We start from the raw sequence: 18,806 nt of genomic DNA, 5'->3' as shown, positions 1-18,806 counted from the left end.
GCAGCGCCGCTTGTCAGATAACAGCGATTCAAGCGAAGTAGATGCTGTACAACAAAGCTCTGAGGGAAGTGGGCTGTCTGCTGAAGATGATGTAAACGCTGACTCTGATCCACAGATTATTCTTCAGAATGATACGAACGAGTCTGATAGTGGTTTGGTAAAGCAAGTAAAAACGCATCATGACTTTGACGCGCAAAAACAGCTGCATGTAAGTCAAAAGCTTACCGAAATGTTGTTGGCAAACGAATTTGAAATGAATGGTTTTTTCCGTTTGCTGCTGCGAGGTGTTTATTATGGCGCGGGCTTTGAACGCTGTGCATTGCTCCTTAAAAATACAACTACTCATCGGTATGTGTGTAAGTTAAGTGATGGCATCTCAAAGATATCGAGCAATGTGTCGGTGACGCAAGAGATAGAGCAGAGCGCCTCATTCGAACAAGCAATGGTTAGCGAAAAAGCGTTTATCTTTAAAGTCGGCGATGCTGACAGTGATAAAAAACTCGATGCGCTTGCTTTCAAAACGGGTGTTGAGACTTGTTTGGTTGCAGTGTTGAAGTCGCAGTTTAAACCGATTGGTTTTTTATATGCAGATCTTTATGAGAGTAAGCGAGAAATCGACACGGCATACGTAGAGCGGTTTAACCAACTCTACGTTCAGTCAAAACTAGCGTTGAACATAATTGGCAAGAAAAGTTGAATACTTAGCCTTGCGTGATATCAACATAGACCGTGATGCGTTGGCCTGGCTGAAGATATTTTTTTCCGCCAAGCTTGTTCCATTTTTTTAGCTCGTTGATCGAGACTTTGTATCTATTGGCTATGCGCCATAAAGAGTCACCGTTGCGTACGCGATAGCTGAGTTTTTTGAGCTTATCTCTCGGGGCATACGAGCTTGCTATCGAAGGCTGATAACGTGTTGAAGCAGGTTTTGCTGAGGCTTTTTGTGCAGCTGTATTCGACCAAATTAGCAGTGTTTTACCTGGACGAAGAACATCTCCAGGTGCCATTGCATTCCATTTTGCTAGCTGGCGAACGCCTACTTTGTGCGCGCGAGCTATATCCCAGAAGGTATCTCCAGATTTCACCTTATAGAAAACCTTACTGGCTCCGTTCTTACCCCTGACTTTCGTCTGCGCGGAGCTGATACGGTTTTGCTCACTCATGTTGTAGAAATGCTTGTTCTTCGACGCCACGGGGATTAGTAAATTTTGGCCTTGGTAAATAGTATTGCCGCGAATATTGTTTACTTGTCGAATCAATGAAGGGGTCGTGTGGAATTTTTTAGCAATAGTACCCAGAGCGTCGCCACGTTTCACGACATAGCTATCCCAAGTTAAGCGCTGTTTTTTGGGGAGTTGCGATAGCTTCTCTTCGAATGATTTTGAAATACTGCTAGGCAGTAAAAGGCGGTGTGGGCCGGCAGGAGGTGTCGCCCACTGGTTTAATCCCGGATTGAGTTGATAGATTTCCTCTATATCAATTTCAGCTAATGAAGCCGCTTGAGCAAGGTCAATCTGCGAATCTAGTGCGATCACATTAAAGTATTTTTGATTCGCGATGGGTTTGAGCTCAAGTCCATACTTTGATGGATCGGCAACAATTTTAGCCATCGCAATTAGTTTAGGAACGTAAGCGCGCGTTTCTTTTGGTAGCTTTAATGACCAAAAGTCAGTGGGCTTTCCCGCTTTTTTGTTTCGTTTGATTGATTTGCTAACACGCCCAGGTCCAGTGTTATAGGAAGCGAGTGCGTGCATCCAATTACCATCAAAACGTTTGTTGAGCCAACGCAAGTATTTAATAGCACCTTCTGTCGAAAGAATTACATCCCTGCGTCCGTCGTACCACCAATTTTGATGCATGCCATACATTTTCCCGGTGCCTGGGATAAATTGCCAAAGCCCAGACGCTCGCCCATGACTGTAGGCAAATGGGTTAAATGCGCTTTCTACAATAGGAAGTAAGGCTAATTCCAAAGGAAGGTTTTCTTCTTCTAATCGTTCAACGATGTAGTACATGTAACGTGCAGATCGCGTAAACACGCGGTCCAAGTAAGCTGGGTGCTTCACATACCAATTTAACTGTGCACGTATGCGATGATTATCTTCGCTCAAATCAAATTCTAGGCCGTCTCGAATACGTTGTAGCAAATCAGTAGGTCTGCCGATCGCTTCGACCACTTCAACCGGCAATGGCTGATGTTCCGTCTCTACGAGCCAACCGTTCGGCGCGTGGGGGAACATCAAAGGTTTGAGAGCGACTTCATCTAAATAATCTTCGAACCAAGTGATATGAATAGTTTCTAGAGGAGGAACAAAAACTTGCTCGGTTTCATCAATAGTAGCGATCTCACTATCTTTATTGATATTGGCTTTAGACGCAGTATTCAGAGTACTACAGCCATTTAAAAAAATGAGAGCGACAAAAAGCAAACGGAACATGTGTGAACTAACTACCTTGGTTACATCAAGAAAAAAACTTAAGCGTTATCTTTTGCATGGCGTATTGCCGCGAAGCGATCTTCTGCTTCTGACAACGCTTTATAGTTGAGTGTTTGGAGATTATCGATGATCTCCGGATCAGATTCCCTTAAAAAAGGATTAATTTTTAATTCCTGGGACAACGTTGTCGGGATTGTTGACTCATTATTCTCACGTTTGAGGGTGCATTGATTGTGATAGTCCTGAAGATCTTTATTATTCGGCATAAGCGACAACGCGAAATCTAAATTAGATAGTGTGTACTCATGGGCGCAATAAATTTGCGTTTCGGCAGGAAGGTTTTGCAGCTTTCTAAGTGAGTCGTGCATTTGTTTGGCGGTGCCTTCGAATAAGCGGCCACACCCAGCTGAAAACAAAGTGTCACCACAAAATAGATGCGTACTTTCTTCATTGGACAGAACGAACGCTATGTGATCAAGAGTATGCCCCGGAACGTCAATAACCGAGAAAGAGTTTCCGCCGGCAATTACCGAATCTCCTTCTCTGACTTGTTCCTTGATACCACCGAAGCGTGATTCTGGACTGCCTATAACGCGGAGATTTGGGAAGTTTGTCCCAAGCGTTTGTATTCCTCCTACATGGTCGGGGTGATGATGCGTTACAAGTGCGGCTTCAAGATCCAAATTATTATCTTCTAAAAATCTTAGTACTGGCGTTGCATCACCAGGATCAACAATAACCGCTGTCGAATCGTCATGGATACACCAAATGTAGTTATCTCGAAATGCCGAAATCGTTGAAATGGTACAATGAGCCATGTTAAACCGCCGTAGTTCTGTGATTACTTTAAGCTACGATAGTATACTGAGTTGTGCTGCAAGCAATACTTAAGCTTCATACATGAATTGAGGACGCGTTTTGACCATAGATGTTAGAACAGATGATGACGATTCTTTGAAAAAAATTGCCCATTATCAGTATGTTCAAAAACAATTAGAAGGCTGGTTCCAAACTAGCGCCGGACGTGAATTGCTGGCCGACCAGCGGCGTTGTATAAACGGCCTGATTGAAAGGAATGTTGGTGTTCATCAGGCTGAATTGTGTGTATCTCACCGCATACCTGTTGGAAATGCGAGCGGCTTAGGTCATCGGTTTTATGTCGTTCCGAACTATGAAGTAGAAATGCCTAACAACACCTTGGTTTGTCAGACAACAGACATTGCATTGCCGCATGACAGTGCTGACTTAGTGATCATGCATCACGCTTTGGATTTCAGTCCTTCTCCTCATCAAACTTTGCGCGAAACCTCTCGTATCTTAAAGTCCAACGGGACTTTGGTTTTAATTGGGTTCAATCCACTGAGTTTGTGGGGTTTGGCTAAATTAGCCAATAGATCTCGATCTGGCATCTGGATGAATCGCTTTTTATCGGGCAATAGAGTCGCTGATTGGTTAACGCTGTTGGACTTCAAAATTGAAAGTCATAAATATCACTTTTATGCCCCAACCATTAATCGCCCTGGTTTAGCTAAGCGCTTTGCTTGGATAGAGAGTGTCGTCAACGCCAAGGTGCCATTGGGCGCTTACTACGTTATTATGGCGCGCAAACAGCAGTTGGGTTTGATTAATACCTCCCGACGATGGGCGCGAAAGCCCAACGTCATCGGATTGCCCGTAGCGAATCGACAATCGAGAGATTCGGAAAAATAGTTTTTATTACCGCCTAGATCAATATTCATGAGTACAGAAATAGATATTTATACCGACGGTGCGTGCAAGGGTAACCCAGGCCCCGGAGGCTGGGGAGCTCTGCTTATAAGCGGTACACACAGAAAAGAATTGTTTGGTGGTGAGCTAGATACTACGAACAATAAAATGGAGTTAACTGGTGCCATTGAAGGGCTTCGTGCATTAAAAAGGCCTAGTAAAGTGCGTCTTTTTACTGACTCTCAGTATGTAAAGAATGGTATTGAAACTTGGATTCACGGTTGGAAAAAGAACAATTGGAAGACCTCTGCTAAGAAAGCCGTAAAAAATGCTGATTTGTGGAAAGCGCTAGATGCGATGTGCCAAAGCCATGAAGTTGAGTGGCATTGGGTAAAAGGTCACAGCAATCATACCGAGAATGATATCGCAGACGCACTGGCGAACAAAGGTGTTGAGTACGCACTCAATAACAAAGGGTAGATGTAAGAATGAGACAGGTAGTTCTAGATACCGAAACCACGGGTATTGACCCAAAACAAGGTCATCGCATTATTGAAATCGGTTGCGTTGAGTTGATCGATCGTAAGCTGACTGGCAATCATTACCATGTTTACATTAACCCTGATCGCGTTGTCGAAGAAGAGGCGATTTCCGTTCACGGCATTACCAATGAGTTCTTAGAAGACAAACCTCGTTTTGCTCAGATAGCCGATGATTTTTTCGCATTCGTTGATGGTTCGGAACTTGTCATTCATAACGCAGCGTTCGACGTTGGCTTTATTAACCATGAATTCTCGTTGCTCAATCCTAAACGTCAAGTTATTGAAAGTAACTGTGGTGTTCTTGATACCTTGGCAATGGCGCGAGAAAAACATCCTGGCCAAAAGAACAATCTGGATGCTCTCTGTAAGCGCTATGGGATAGATAATGGACATCGTACACTTCACGGCGCGTTACTAGATGCCGAGATTCTTGCAGACTTATATCTATTACTGAGTGGCGGGCAATCTGCTTTTGAACTCGATGCAAATAGTGCATCTGGTGGACAGGTCGGAGACATTCGACGACTGGATCGTTCATCTGGTCAATCATTATTGGTATGTAGTGCTCAAAGTGATGAAATTGAAGCGCATAACCTATACATGGAAAAGCTACAAAAATCGTCCGGAAAAACTCTTTGGTAATAATGGCTTAGTTATTTTTATTAATTTCTTTTCTCCACAAGTCCTTGCTTGTTAAGCGCCGAAAATGATCTATAAATTAAAGGTATAGATTAAAAGTAGGTTCCGGCTTAGTGCCATACTAAGTTTACAAACACAAAGATTGGAGTGGTGTCATTATGTCGCATGAAATAAATAGCGCGACTTTAGACGTTGTACATAAGGAAGTAGAGAACACCTTACAAGCGGTAGAACAGAGTCTTTCTCGGTTTCTTGATGATAGGGATAGCGGTGAAGACCTTCAAAATTGCATCGATCAATTAAATCAGTTGCGCGGTATTTTTGTTGTTGTTGAGCTCCAAGGTGCCGAGACACTTGCTGCCGAAGCGGTCCAGCTAGCTACTGAAGTACCGGTTGGGGCTGCTGATGATAAAAACGAATTATTATCGAAGCTCAGTGATTCCGTGTTTGTGCTGAAACGTTACACAGAGTTCTTGCAAACTGAGAAAATTGATTTTCCAGAGTTACTCCTCGACACAATTAATCAATTAAGGTTGCAGCGAAAAAAATCTGTATTTTTAGAATCACATTTCCATGAGTTTGATTCAACTAAGCAGATTGATTTAGCTTCGGTAATCGCTTTAGATAAATTTTCCCCTCTCGGTGACTTTTCCCACCATGCTCATCGCTATCGTCACATGTTCCAGACTGGTTTGCTTTCGATCTTGCGTTCCAATGATACAACTGTAGCTCTCAAGCTTATTGATCGTTCTCTGGAGGGGGCTGCTCGTCTCAGCGTAGGTTATGCGATGGCGCCAGTATATGCCTATGCGCGAGAACTCGTTTCTAGCCTCGAACATAATCAAACTGAATTTACGGATGAGCGTAAGCGGCTATTTATGCAGATTGAGAAGCTCGTTCGTTTGATGGTAAGTAATGGTGAAGATTCTCGAGATGAGTCGCCAGACCAAGAGCTGATGCGTGAAATTGCTTTTCTACATGCAGTGGTTGATCAAAATAATCTGTCTGCTAAACAAGTTCTTGATCAGATTGATCTTGCTGTACGTTATACAGAACAGGAGCGTGTAGATGCCAAATCGCGTTTGATGGGGCCGGGCTCTCAAGTTATAGATTCTTTATCTCAGGCTGTCAGTGAAGACTTAATGACAATTAAGGAAAAGCTCGATCTCTTTGAACGTGGATCTAGTATTGATGAAGAAGATATCAACTTGGTCTCTGAGGTCTTAACTCGCCTGTCGAGTGTTTTAATTGTTTTGAACCTGCCTAGACTTAGTGCTGACTGTACGGACAAAGCAGCCATTGTTCAGTCGTGGATAGGAGCAGAAGAGTCAATTGTTGAGAATGATCTGCTGTTAGTGGCAGACTCAATCATTGGCGTTGAAGCTGCTTTGGCAAAATATAAAGAGTCTGGAAGTGATATTGACCATGTTCTAGTTGAGAAGGATCCTGATAATCACTTCTTGAAAGAAGCCAATATGATGGTTGTTGAGGAGTCACAAAGCAGTTTGGTGTTGACGAAACGCTCTATTACAGCTTATGTCGAATCCGCTGGTGATAAGTTGCATTTAGCAAATATCGGGCAGGCACTCGATTCAGCGCGTGGCGGAATGCTTTTACTCGGTAGAGAGCGCGTCGCGAGTGTGATTGCTGCTAGTGAAAAGTGCATTCAGCAAGAGTTATTAGATTCACAATCACTGCCTGATGAAAAGCTTTTGGAAACCTTGGCAGACGCTTTATCGTCTGTCGAATACTACATTGACTCTCTAGGTAAAAGTAGCTCATTGAATGATGACCTGCTTAAACTGAGTGAAGATAGTCTTAAATCTATCGGGTACGACGTAGTCGCATGATGTGCGGCAATTGAGCAATAAAAAAGGCGACATGAAGTCGCCTTTTTTATTGCACTAAACAGCGGAATTACATGCTGAATAGTTCGCCAAGCTTAGTAGCTAGCATCATGTCGCCTTCTGCACGAAGTTGACCAGCCATGAATGCTTGCATGCCGTCAGTTTCGCCACTTACGATACCGTTAAGTGTTTCAGTGCTCATGATCAAAGTTACTGAAGGATCTTCGTGATCGCCTTCTGCTAGTGCGCAAGTGCCATCAGCAATTGTAAGGTTGTAGTTAGCATCGTCTTCAATGTTGAATTGGAAAACTAAGTCCAAGCCAGCTGCTGCATCAGCGTTAAAGTTGTTTTTTAGCGTTTCAAAAGTTGAAGCTACAGACATGAGAATACCCTTCATTTTATCTGTTAATTATAAGCCAGAGAAATCTAGCTCACTAAATCTTATAGGTGCCTGATTATTAGATTTCAGGAAACGAGCACCCATCAGTTTTCCAGTACAAACCGAAAAACGAGACAGCAGAGTAGGTTGTATGAACAATCATGTCAACACTTAGCAATCAAACGCTCGTTCGATTTAATTACAAGCACGCCAAACCTTGTAATAGTTGGCAAAAACCCTAATATCGATAGCATGAAATTTTAATGATAAAAGAGGTGGTAGTGGAATTCTTAAGCGAGTACGGAATCTTCTTGGCTAAAGCAATTACGGTCTTGGTAGTTTTGCTTGTTGTAATCATTGCAGTCGCAGCTGCTTCGTCAAAAGGAAAGAGAGATAAAAAGGCCGAACTTAGAGTAACTAAGCTGAATGATGAGCTGGCGGAAAATAAGGCTCTTCTGGAAGAGGAGCTTCTATCGAAGGAAGTCTTAAAGCAACGTGAGAAGGATGAAAAGAAACTCGTTAAGGAAGAAAAGAAGTCGCGCAACAAGTCGCCTGAAAAGCCGAAACCTCGCGTCTTTGTACTAGATTTTGATGGCGACATCAAAGCCAGTGATGTCACAACTTTACGTGAGTCAATAACTACGCTTCTTCAAGTGGCAGATCCTCAGCTAGACGAAGTAGTTATTAAGTTAGAAAGCGGTGGCGGTATGGTTCATTCTTATGGTCTAGCTGCTGCTCAATTAGACCGTGTTAAAAAGGCTGGGCTTCGATTGACTGTTGCAGTCGATAAAGTTGCCGCTAGCGGTGGTTATATGATGGCCTGTGTCGCCGATAAGATTATCGCTTCTCCCTTTGCTATTGTCGGCTCGATTGGTGTCGTCGCGCAGCTACCGAACTTCCATAAGCTTCTCAAGAAGAATGATATTGATTATGAGATTTTGACGGCAGGTGAATACAAGCGAACGCTCACGATGTTTGGTGAAAATACAGACAAGGGTCGTGCTAAGTTCCAAGATGATTTGGAAGATACGCATGGTTTGTTCAAGAGTTATGTGAATGATCGTCGTCCACAAGTAGATATTGATGTTGTGGCGAATGGGGATATTTGGTTCGGCTCACAAGCGCTAGAAAATAAGTTGATCGATGAAGTAATGACATCGGACGAGTATGTTGTGCAGTGCTGTCAAAACGCAGATGTTTATAGTATTGCGTTTAAAGAGAAAAAGACCTTGGCGGACAAGCTCGGTTTTGCTGTGGCGAGCGGTGTCGAGCGCGCTTTTCTTAAGTTTGTGTCTGAACAAGAGAGTACTAAAGGTATGCGCGCATAACACGCGTAAGCATTTATATTAGAGCCTAATCATTCGATTGGGCTTCTACGTAAACCCACCTGCCATCTATGCGCGAGAAGTGACTGTTTTCTACAATTTTTTCGGCCTTTCCGTTTACTTTATAACGCGCTACAAAGTGAACCCAGCCCTCTTCATCATCTTTCTGTCCTAGGCGAGTTTCTATGATCTTTAAACCGATCCAATTCGTTTCTTCAAGCTTTAAATCATTGGGGCGATGACTTGGGTGCCAGCTATGCACTAAGTAATCGAGGTCATTTTTTACAAACGCAGAGTAACGTGAACGCATAAGTTGTTCTGCTGTTTGTGCTTCTCGTCGGCCTGAATGTATCGCGCCACAACATTGCTCGTAGGAGCAATCGCTTCCGCATGGGCACGATGGATTAATTGATTTTGCCACTTGTCAGTCTCTCCGTAACTTATCGCTGACCGCAATCGGGCTAGGATAGCGAAAGATGACCATGTAGCTATTGATAATAAACGTCAAAATAGCGGTAGCCTGAATTAAGTGCGAAGCTTCGTTGCTAATGAGCTGCTGACTAAACGCCAAAAACGCAATCATCAGTGAGAACTCGCTTATCTGTCCAAGGCGCACACCAACTTCAGTAGCTCCCTCTTTTAGTTCTCCGGTTTTTTGAAGTAAGAAGCTGAAACACCAGGGTTTGAACGCAATCATCACAATGCCCAAGATAAGTGTTGGAATCCAGATACTTTCGAGGAGTGCGTGGTTGAAGTTTGCGCCAAGTGAGAAGAAGAAAAGTACTAAGAAAAAATCACGTAATGGTTTTAAGTTGACGGCTATGTATTGTGATATTGGACTGGTCGCGAGACTGATGCCGGCGATGAACGCGCCGATTTCGAGAGAAAGGCCAAGTTTTTCCGAAGCTTCTGCGACCCCTAAGCACCAACCAATCGATAGCAGGAACATGTACTCATGAAAACGATCGAATTTAGTGAATAGAGGAAGAATGATAAAGCGAACGATCAAGTAGCACGCTAGTGCAACGAAAGGCAGCATCAATAGTGTCGTACCTAGTTCTAGGATTTCAAAGTCGGCATCTTCACTAGATGTAAAACTTCCGATTAATAGCAGCACTAGAATTGCAATTAAGTCTTGAATAAGCAACAGAGCGACAACGAGCTCGCCAGTATGTCGGTGATGAAGAACTGTGGTAGGTAGTAATTTAATCCCTATGATGGTGCTTGAGAACACCATGCACGCACCGATGATGAGCGCTTCTAGTTGAGTGAAACCGAATTGGATTGAAACAATATATCCGAGCCCCGCGAATGCGACCGATGAAACAATTGCAACGAAACTTGCCTTGCCAAACATTGCGCCTAAGCTTTTAGGCTGCATGTCTAAGCCAAGTAAAAACAACAAAAAGATAATACCAATCTCGGCTATTTCGCTAAGCATTCGAGCGTCTGACACATAGTCCAAGCCGAATGGCCCAACGATTGCACCAATAATGATATAGGCGAGTATGAGTGGCTGTCGCGCATACAGAGCGAACGATGCAACGATAGCTGCGCCAGTAAAAATTAAGAAGAATGAATGAACTATCGACGTTTCAGGCATGAAGCATGCTGTCCTTGTGTTATGATTCTTGGCCCGTTTCTGTGATCTATTTTCGAGAAAGCCTTATGGCTTGTAAAGACTCTCGCTCGACTAAATGAGAATGACGATATATTGGTAGTGTTATGAAGGATTATGACAACGATACGAACGAGCTCTCTGCGTTGACCGATTCGCTTAAGAGCATAAGTAACTCAACTTGGTCGTTTCTCAAGCGTTCGGGAAGCATCGCCACGAGCAGTTTGGCTTTGCCTACCTTGTTTTCTCCGGTTTTAAAACTAGTTATATCAGATGAAGATGTAAGTCGTTCTCAGTTAGCTGAGACATTAGATGGTCTGTTTGATGGACTCTATGCACATCCAGTTTCCAATTACTCAAAGGATGTAACCGCATATCTTCGTAAAAGTAGTTTCATCCCAAATGAAGAAAGTACAGAGAGACTCATCAAATACTTGGTTTCGCAGTCTATCTCTCGCAGCCCTGTAGAGATTCCCGAAGTAGTTATAGAAGAGTTTTGGTTGTTCTTTCAAGAACTGATTGAGAGTCCAGAGCTGCAAGGGATTTTTGAGCTAAATCTAGAGATCACCCGCGCAATTATCCGCGTCTACGAGCCGCTTTTGGTAGAGGCGATCAATACCATCAAGCACTTGAGAAAAATCAATCGTGACGGTTTTAATGAAATTGTACGTAAGCTACAAGTATTGCGCGGCGATATTCAGATCTTAAAGCGTCAAATTCAAGCAATCCGTTACATAAAACCTTTCTTGGAAACCGACCCTAAAGACTTCCATGCCCAAGCGCAAATCGTTTCGAAGATGGTAAGTGAATTCGGTCCCTTGTTTATCAAAATGGCACAAGTTGCTGCGGCCAGTGCTGATTTTCTGCCCGAAGAAATTTCACGCGAACTTGCGGTGTTCCAGCAAGATGTTGAGCCGATGTCAGTCGAACAAGTGAGAAAAGTGTTTTTTGAAGATTTTGGTCAGCCGCCAGAGAGCATGTACTACGAATTTGATGCATCAAAGCCTCTAAAAAGTGGGTCAATTGGTTCCGTGTTTTTGGCCAAGAAAGCCGTTGAAAATACGAATTCAGAGTTAGAAACATCAACAGTACTGGTACCTATTGTCGTGAAAGTTGCGCGTCATAATCTTGAACGCGAATTTGCGATGGGTTCGTTGGCAATCGAATTAATGTTGATTAGTAGTCAGTATTGGGCTCCTCACTCAAAACTTAAGCCTTTTTTGAAATCAATGGCAGAACAAATTAAAGAGTTCACGCGTGGTTTTGAGCAAGAGTTAGATTTCTCTTTAGAAGCTGAAACACAAAGACGTTTTTACGAACGAGCACTTGGTTCTGATTATTGGTCGGTGCCAAAGGTCTATGGCGCGAGCGGACGCGTGATAGAAATGGAGTATGTGTCTGAGGTGAGTCCGATTTCTCAGGTCTTGGAATCATGGGGGCAATCGCATGAAGGAGATGTGTCGCAGTTCAGACGGCGCGTCGCACACAATTTTATTTATACCGTTGTAGAACAGTTTGCCTTATATCAAGAGATACATGGTGATCTACACCCTGGAAATGTGCTCGTAGATGAGCGTGCACATCTATATTTAATCGATTGGGGTAATAGTGTTCAAATGCGCGGAAAGTGGGGGTACGTTTATTCCTACTTAACGTCCGCTTTGTGTGGCGATGTTGATGCATTAACCGATACGCTGATCGCAATGAGTACTAATCCTGCAAAACATGAATCTCAGCGTGCAGATATTCATAAAGCCTTGCTCGAAACGATGTCTAAGAAAGGCATACAGCCAATTGAGATTTGGAATGTTAGGCAGTTTATGCACGAAGGAGCTGATGGTTTGAATATGCGTGTTAGCGCAGCGCTGCAGCTCTTGTCTAATACGTATCAGTTAGGCATGACCATTCAGAGTGACTACTTGCATTTAACAAGATCAATTTCGGCTTTGGTAGCAAGTTACGCCAATCTCTATGCGCAAGAAAAGAAAGTAATGGTAGCCAAGGACTTGCTAACTGGTTTCGCAACTGTGCCACTCAAGTATGGAATATTAAATATCGTCGAAGATGTGTCTTCCTATGCATGGAATCGATTCAAAGAAATACCAGTTCGTATTCCTAAGGTTTCGATGGAATTAGTGCCGCTTAATTCAACTCCTACCGAATCTCAAGAAGCAGTGCGTGGTCCGAATGAAAGTGATCACTGAAAGCGCGGATTTTATTGCGCTTTCAAAACCTGCGAACGTATGTTTCCACACTGAGTTAGATGATAACGGCGAGACTCAAATTGGCTTTGTTGAATCAGTGCGATCTCACTTTAATGACGATCAACTTTACCCAGTCCATCGCTTAGATCGTGTTACAAGCGGCTTAATGTTGTTTGCTAAGGGGCCACAAGTAAATAGAGATATTTCTGTTTTGTTTCAGAACAAAACGATCAAGAAAGAATACCTCGCCCTAAGCCCAAAAAAACCAAAGAAAAAGCAAGGTCTCGTGTCAGGTGATATGACAAAGGCACGTGGCGGTAGCTACAAATTGGTGAGGACCTTCGAAAACCCCGCAGTAACGAGATTTAAGGCACATAAGCATCACGATAATTGGCTGTTTTACTTGTGGCCAGAGACTGGGAAAACGCACCAACTTCGAGTGATGTGTAAGTCGCTGGGCAGTCCAATACTTGGCGATAAGCGCTATGGTGGTGAAGACGCAGACCGTTGCTACTTACATTCTCGCTCACTAAGTTTCGAACTGCATGGTGTTAAGCACGAGATTATTGATGAGCCGGATTTCTTATAATCCGTTATCGTGCGTTCGCGCTACCTTCGCGACGCTTATCTGCTGCGCCTTTGAGCAAGTCTTTTCTAATTTGTACAGCGTGTAGACCCGAATTCAGATCTCTTTGATTTACTTTGTACCCCAAGTTTTTAAGGGCGGAAATGTCCTCATCGGACCAAGCATCTTTTTCAATATCCATGTCGCCATAACGGTTGCTGATATGAGGTGCGTTGATCGCTTCGATTAAAGGCTGTCCCCACGCTAAGAGCCGTATAAGTGAGTTTGCTACGTAGTTTATGATTCTTGATCCACCTGGAGAGCCGATGGCTAGAACTGGTGTATCACCTTTGAATACGATAGTTGGTGCCATCGATGAACGCGGTCTCTTACCAGCTTCTACATGATTGGCGATGAGGCCTTTATCGTTCTCAAATTTGAAAGAAAAGTCGGTGAGTTCGTTATTTAAAAGAAATCCTTTGACCATCACTCGAGAGCCAAAAGCATTTTCAATGGTGCTTGTGCTGCTTATGATGTTGCCTGACTTGTCGACCACCACGAAATGCGTGGTAGATGGTTGATCTACATTTATTCCCGTACTTAGCGCGATCTTGTCACTGAAAGGAGAGCCTGCTGTCAGCGTTGGACTTTTCTTCGATGTATTGACCTGTGACGCTCGTTCCGAAATATATTCTTCATTTAATAATGAGCTGGGTACATCGAAGTAAGCTGGGTCTGCGATGTACAAAGCGCGATCGGCGAATGCTAGGCGCGTTGACTCTGCGATGACATGCCATGCTTGAGGCGACTCTGGCGGGTAATCGATTAAACCAGCGGCTTCGCTTGTCATTAGAATCTGGCCTACTGTGATCGCACCGCTGCTAGGTGCTCCCATGCCGCAAACACGATGTTCTATAAATGTGTGACAAACAGGTACACGTTCAATGACTTTGTATTGTTTAAAATCTTCGATACTAAGTAAGCCTGGGTTATTCGCGCTTTGAACCGCGTTAACGATGTCGACTGCGAAGTCTTTATGATAGAAATACTCTCCGCCGCGTTGTGCGAGTGTGGTTAGCGTCTCTGCGTACTCAGGGTTTACTAATTTGGTTCCTGCTGAAAGCGGCTCTCCTTCGGGTAAAAAATAAGCCGCTGTGCTTGGGTGAGTTGATAAGCGATCTTGGTCTCGCTGCACCGACTGCGCCATTCTGTTGCTGACGATAAAACCTTCCTTTGCGATACTAATTGCAGGCTCTAAGAGTCTAGCCCACGGTAGGCTTCCATCTTTTTGATGCATGTGCCATAGCGTTGCAACTGTTCCGGGAGTGCCAACAGATCTGCCTCCCACAACTGCATCGAAAAAACCCATTTGGGTTTGATCTTTATTGAGGAATAAATCTTTTTCTGCGTCTAATGGTGCGGTTTCACGTCCGTCATAAGCAACCAAGGTTTGATTGTCTGACTTATAGAAAAGCGTAAAAACTCCGCCGCCTAACCCTGAAGATTGCGGCTCAACCAAGCCTAAAACAGCTTGTATTGTAACCATCGCATCAATGGCATTTCCACCTTGATTTAGTATCTCCGCGCCCGCCTTAGAAGCCAGCGGATGAGCCGTGACCACCATCTGAGTATCGTTCTGTGCAACCTTTTGCAAATCACTGTATGGGTTGTTTGATTGAGATAAATCAGTGCTCGATTCGGGTTCCACAAACTCACTTTGCTGTGCAGCATGGACAAAACTAGCTGTTAGGCTGATAAGTAGTAACAAGGTTGCTTTCATATGATGCCTATCACTCTTGGAGTTCAGGAATATCTTTAAACAAATCTAAGGCTGCCGGATTTGCGATTGCTTCAGTGTTTTTAACTTCTTCACCATGTACGACTGAACGCACGGCAAGTTCAACAATTTTGCCACTGCGTGTACGGGGAATTTCACTGACTGCAATGATTTTTGATGGTACGTGTCTCGGTGAGGTATTGTTACGTATCTGTTGCTTAATGCGAAGACTGAGATCTTCGCTAAATCGTACTTCGGGCATGAGGACTACGAACAAGATAATGCGTTCGTCTTCGTCCCATTTTTGCCCGATAGCAAGTGATTCAAATACCTCATCAATTTGTTCGACTTGGCGATATATCTCTGCTGTCCCAATTCTTACGCCGTTTGGGTTTAGAACGGCATCTGAGCGGCCGTGAATCATTATCCCTTTTTGCACCGAGCCATCAGACAACACATGTAAGGATTGTTCACCAAAATCTCCGTGCGCCCAGGTGTTTTCGAAGCTGTCGAAATAGGCGCGTTTGTAGCGTTGACCTGATTCGTCTGCCCAAAAATAAATAGGCATGGACGGAAAGCTTGTGCGACAAATTAATTCACCTTTGCCTGACTCAAGTTCTACACCTGATTCGTCAACAAACGCGATATCCATTCCAAGTCCAGGAGCTTGTAGTTCTCCTCGATAGACTGGAAGCGTTGGAACACCGAGAGCGAAGCAAGAAACGATATCTGTACCACCTGATATGCTTGATACACGTGCATGAGGAGCAACATGCGCATATAGGTAATCAAAGCTCTCTGGGACCAAAGGCGAGCCGGTCGATAGTATGGCCTTTAGGCTTGTAAACGGGTGATCTTTGTTTGGTTTTAGGCCAAATTTTTCAGCCGCGGCAAAGTATTTTGCGCTTGCTCCGAATACTTCGATGTCTTCTGCTTTTGCTAGCGAAAACAAGCTGTCTTTTTCAGGGTGAAAAGGCGACCCATCATAGACCACCAAACTTGCTCCTAGGGCCAAACCGCTGATATACCAATTCCACATCATCCAGCCGCAGGTAGTGAAATAAAATAGTTTTGTCCCTTCAACAACGTCACTGTGTAAGGACAGCTCCTTGATGTGTTGAAGTAAGGTTCCGCCCACTCCATGAACAATGCATTTAGGCTTTCCAGTTGTGCCTGATGAATAAAGGATATAAAGCGGGTCGTTAAAATCGACTTCTTCAAAATGAAGTTTGATCTTGTCGTTACTCTTAATCGCATTAATCCAATCTAAGTGCTTAGCAGTATTGAGTGTCAGGATATGGGATGTGTCGCGATCAATAGGGTTAAAACTAATGACTGCTTGAAGTGAGGGTAGGCTGTCAACGACAGAACTAATCTTGTCGGCAAGAGAAAGTACTTTTCCAGCATATATATACCCAGTGCATGTAATCAACAGTTTGGGTTCAATCTGACTAAAGCGGTCTAGTATTCCGCTTTCACCGAAATCAGGCGAGCAGGATGACCAAACTGCGCCTAGAGAGGCACATGCTAGCATCCCAATAATTGCGTGCTCACTATTGGTTGTAATCGCAGCAATGCGATCACCTTTCTGTATGCCATTGTCTTTGAATGTGGAGGCGAGGGCAGCAACTGCATCTTGAAGTTCTTTGTATGTATAAGAGCATTGTTTACCAAGCTCATTAAAGACTGTTATTGCTGTAAGGTGAGAGCTCGTTTTGGCATAACGCATCATATTTTCAGCGAAATTAAGCCTAGTTTGGGGGAACCACCTTGCGCCGGGCATCTGCGTGATCTCGCTTACAATCTGAGCGCTACGACTCCCTATTACATCGTAGTATTCCCAAATAGCTGACCAGAACAAGTCTGGATGAGCGATCGACCAATTATAAATCGCTTCGTAGTTATCAAGATAAATCCCGTGTTGCGCGCCGAGCCATGTGCCAAATTTGGTAATGTTAGCCTGATCAATTTGATCCTGTGTCGGGGCCCATAAAGGCGCATGTGACATGTGAAATCCTTGTTTTTGTTATCTGATGGAATAGGGCCTTAACAACTTTTGAATAGCGCTTTTCCAACACTAGATTGATTCTCGCGACCGAGAACGTCTGATATTTTGTTACCGGCGCTCGCTAATTTCTCTAAATTAATACCAGTTTCAAACCCGCCGCTGTGAAGAAGGTACACCAAATCTTCTGTCGCTAAATTGCCTGTTGCACCCTTTGCATAAGGGCAGCCGCCTAGACCCGCAACAGAAGCATCAAAGCAACGTATTCCAGCCTCTAGTCCAGCATAAACGCTAGCTAGGGCTTGACCATATGTATCGTGAAGGTGGAGGGCCAATTTGCTTGTATCAAATTCAGACGACATCAATGAGAGCAGTTGTTTGGTGTCATAAGCCGTACCAACCCCGATGGTGTCACCGAGTGATACCTCATAACACCCTAAATCAAATAGCTTACGCGTCGTTTCAATTACCTTACGAGGGTCTACTTTACCGCCATACGGACAAGCAAAGACACAGCTCACGTATCCTCTTATAGGAACGCCATCTGAATTAGCCTGCTTAGCGAGCTCTTCAAATCGTTGGATACTTTCATCGATAGAGCAATTGATATTGCGCTGACTGAAGGCTTCCGAAGCAGCTGCGAAAACAGCAACCTCTTCCGCGCCACAGATTTTAGCTGCTTCGTAACCACGAAGATTTGGTGTAAGTGCGGCGTAGCGTGTGTTGGCGTTGCGATCAATCATTTCAAACAATGCGTCGCTATTCGACATTTGTGGCACCCATTTTGGCGAAACAAAGCTCCCAGCTTCGATATAACTGACACCAGCTGCGGAAAGCTCATTTACAAGTGAAACTTTAGCCTCAAGTGGGACAATTGCTTTTTCATTTTGAAGCCCGTCTCTAGGCCCAACTTCTACGACGCGTACAAAACCACTCATACCTTACTCTCCAAAATCCTTATCAACCCAGCTCGGAGCGCGTTTTTCGAAGAATGCACTTAAGCCTTCTTGTCCTTCTTCCGATACACGCAGTGAGGCAATGATTTCTGCCGTCGCATGCTGTTTATCTTGGTTTAAGTCTGATTCGGAAACTTGCCTTATTAATTTCTTAGTTGCGATGCTTGCCTTAGGGCCGTTGCTGATAATCTGTCGGAGCACCTTGTCGACCGCGTCATCAAGTTGACCTTGCTTTACGACTTCATGCACCAAGCCCCATTTTTCAGCTTGCTGAGCATCAAATAACTCGGCGGTAAGAAATAGGCGACGGCATCGTCTTGCTCCCATCGCTTTGAGGACATACGGGCTAATTGTTGCAGGGCTTAAACCTAGTTTTACTTCGCTCAAGCAAAACTTAGCATTATCAGACGCGATGGCAATGTCACAGCAACTAATCAGGCCAAGAGCACCACCGAACGCGGCGCCTTGAATTTTAACGATGGTTGGGACGGACAAGGTGTTAAGCGTCTCCATCAACAATGCGAGTTGCTTGGCGTCTTCAAGATTTTGCTGGTAATCCAGTGAGGCCATACGTTTCATCCATGACAGGTCAGCGCCAGCACTAAAGCTCTTTCCTGTTGCACTCAGGCAGAGTACTCGCACAGAAGGGTTTTGCTCAACTTCGGTAAGCTTAGTAAGTAAAGAAGCAATTGTTTCATCGCCAAAAGCATTATGCTTATCCGGACGATTAAGCACGAGACGCGCCGTATGGTTCTCTATTTTCAAGATTACAGATTGCTCTGACATTGTATTACTCTAATGCTC

Annotated in this window: 17 protein-coding genes; 8 read left to right on the top strand and 9 right to left on the bottom strand. The window is 44.0% G+C overall.

Features of this window, described 5'->3' with window-relative positions; translation table 11 throughout:
• Positions 1-697: hypothetical protein (locus tag A3739_RS20365; RefSeq protein WP_231877116.1), on the top strand; the 697-nt coding region annotated here is incomplete at its 5' end.
• Between the two features lie 4 nt (positions 698-701).
• On the opposite strand, the gene A3739_RS20360 is transcribed toward A3739_RS20365, so the two are convergent.
• A complete protein-coding gene (locus A3739_RS20360) occupies positions 702-2,438 on the bottom strand; it encodes a LysM peptidoglycan-binding domain-containing protein (protein ID WP_068502582.1) in 1,737 nt (578 codons plus the stop codon).
• Positions 2,439-2,476: 38 nt separating this feature from the next.
• A complete protein-coding gene (gene gloB / locus A3739_RS20355) occupies positions 2,477-3,256 on the bottom strand; it encodes a hydroxyacylglutathione hydrolase (protein WP_068479622.1) in 780 nt (259 codons plus the stop codon).
• A gap of 100 nt (positions 3,257-3,356) precedes the next feature.
• Between gloB and A3739_RS20350 the strand changes: the two genes are divergently transcribed.
• The 4 genes from A3739_RS20350 (at position 3,357) to A3739_RS20335 (ending at position 7,176) form a co-directional block, all read left to right on the top strand.
• The gene (locus A3739_RS20350) at positions 3,357-4,148 is read left to right on the top strand and encodes a class I SAM-dependent methyltransferase (RefSeq protein ID WP_082869227.1); all 792 of its coding nucleotides are present in this window, start codon (positions 3,357-3,359) and stop codon (positions 4,146-4,148) included.
• A 27-nt stretch (positions 4,149-4,175) separates the two neighbouring features.
• Positions 4,176-4,625, top strand: a complete 450-nt coding sequence (gene rnhA / locus A3739_RS20345; RefSeq protein ID WP_068479624.1) for a ribonuclease HI — start codon at positions 4,176-4,178, stop codon at positions 4,623-4,625.
• An 8-nt stretch (positions 4,626-4,633) separates the two neighbouring features.
• Positions 4,634-5,329 (top strand): DNA polymerase III subunit epsilon, encoded by a 696-nt coding sequence (gene dnaQ / locus A3739_RS20340; RefSeq protein WP_068502579.1) that lies wholly within the window; start codon positions 4,634-4,636, stop codon positions 5,327-5,329.
• 155 nt (positions 5,330-5,484) lie between these two features.
• Complete coding sequence (locus A3739_RS20335) at positions 5,485-7,176, top strand: hypothetical protein (protein WP_068479626.1); 1,692 nt, start codon at positions 5,485-5,487, stop codon at positions 7,174-7,176.
• A gap of 67 nt (positions 7,177-7,243) precedes the next feature.
• On the opposite strand, the gene A3739_RS20330 is transcribed toward A3739_RS20335, so the two are convergent.
• Positions 7,244-7,555, bottom strand: coding sequence for an SCP2 sterol-binding domain-containing protein (locus tag A3739_RS20330; RefSeq protein ID WP_068479737.1), 312 nt, complete (start codon positions 7,553-7,555; stop codon positions 7,244-7,246).
• A 278-nt stretch (positions 7,556-7,833) separates the two neighbouring features.
• Here A3739_RS20330 and sohB point away from each other — a divergent pair, with 278 nt between their 5' ends.
• Entirely contained in the window at positions 7,834-8,880 is a 1,047-nt protein-coding gene (gene sohB, locus A3739_RS20325) for a protease SohB (RefSeq protein WP_068479739.1), read from the top strand.
• Between the two features lie 25 nt (positions 8,881-8,905).
• On the opposite strand, the gene A3739_RS20320 is transcribed toward sohB, so the two are convergent.
• Together A3739_RS20320 and A3739_RS20315 are read right to left on the bottom strand one after the other, a co-directional pair.
• Positions 8,906-9,298, bottom strand: coding sequence for a YchJ family protein (locus A3739_RS20320; protein WP_197472465.1), 393 nt, complete (start codon positions 9,296-9,298; stop codon positions 8,906-8,908).
• Positions 9,299-9,301: 3 nt separating this feature from the next.
• A complete protein-coding gene (locus A3739_RS20315) occupies positions 9,302-10,480 on the bottom strand; it encodes a cation:proton antiporter (RefSeq protein ID WP_068479628.1) in 1,179 nt (392 codons plus the stop codon).
• A gap of 122 nt (positions 10,481-10,602) precedes the next feature.
• Here A3739_RS20315 and A3739_RS20310 point away from each other — a divergent pair, with 122 nt between their 5' ends.
• Positions 10,603-12,699, top strand: a complete 2,097-nt coding sequence (locus A3739_RS20310) for an AarF/UbiB family protein (RefSeq protein ID WP_068479630.1) — start codon at positions 10,603-10,605, stop codon at positions 12,697-12,699.
• A complete protein-coding gene (locus A3739_RS20305) occupies positions 12,683-13,288 on the top strand; it encodes a pseudouridine synthase (RefSeq protein WP_068479632.1) in 606 nt (201 codons plus the stop codon). Before A3739_RS20310 ends, A3739_RS20305 begins: the two co-directional genes overlap by 17 nt.
• Before the next feature lie 4 nt (positions 13,289-13,292).
• Here the strand turns inward: A3739_RS20305 and ggt are convergent, their stop codons facing one another.
• The 4 genes from ggt to A3739_RS20285 are packed head-to-tail and all read right to left on the bottom strand — an operon-like array spanning position 13,293 to position 18,788.
• Positions 13,293-15,044, bottom strand: coding sequence for a gamma-glutamyltransferase (gene ggt, locus A3739_RS20300; RefSeq protein WP_068502576.1), 1,752 nt, complete (start codon positions 15,042-15,044; stop codon positions 13,293-13,295).
• A gap of 10 nt (positions 15,045-15,054) precedes the next feature.
• Complete coding sequence (locus A3739_RS20295; RefSeq protein WP_068479636.1) at positions 15,055-17,049, bottom strand: acetoacetate--CoA ligase; 1,995 nt, start codon at positions 17,047-17,049, stop codon at positions 15,055-15,057.
• Positions 17,050-17,087: 38 nt separating this feature from the next.
• Positions 17,088-17,984: a hydroxymethylglutaryl-CoA lyase gene (locus tag A3739_RS20290; RefSeq protein ID WP_068479638.1), complete on the bottom strand. Its 897-nt coding sequence runs from the start codon at positions 17,982-17,984 to the stop codon at positions 17,088-17,090.
• Positions 17,985-17,987: 3 nt separating this feature from the next.
• Positions 17,988-18,788 carry an enoyl-CoA hydratase-related protein gene (locus A3739_RS20285; protein ID WP_068479640.1) on the bottom strand — a complete coding sequence of 267 codons (801 nt, stop codon included), beginning with the start codon at positions 18,786-18,788 and terminating at the stop codon, positions 17,988-17,990.
• Positions 18,789-18,806: the final 18 nt, after the last annotated feature.

It is taken from the genome of Oleiphilus sp. HI0067, from assembly GCF_001635735.1.
This window is presented reverse-complemented; position numbering and strand designations above follow the sequence as displayed.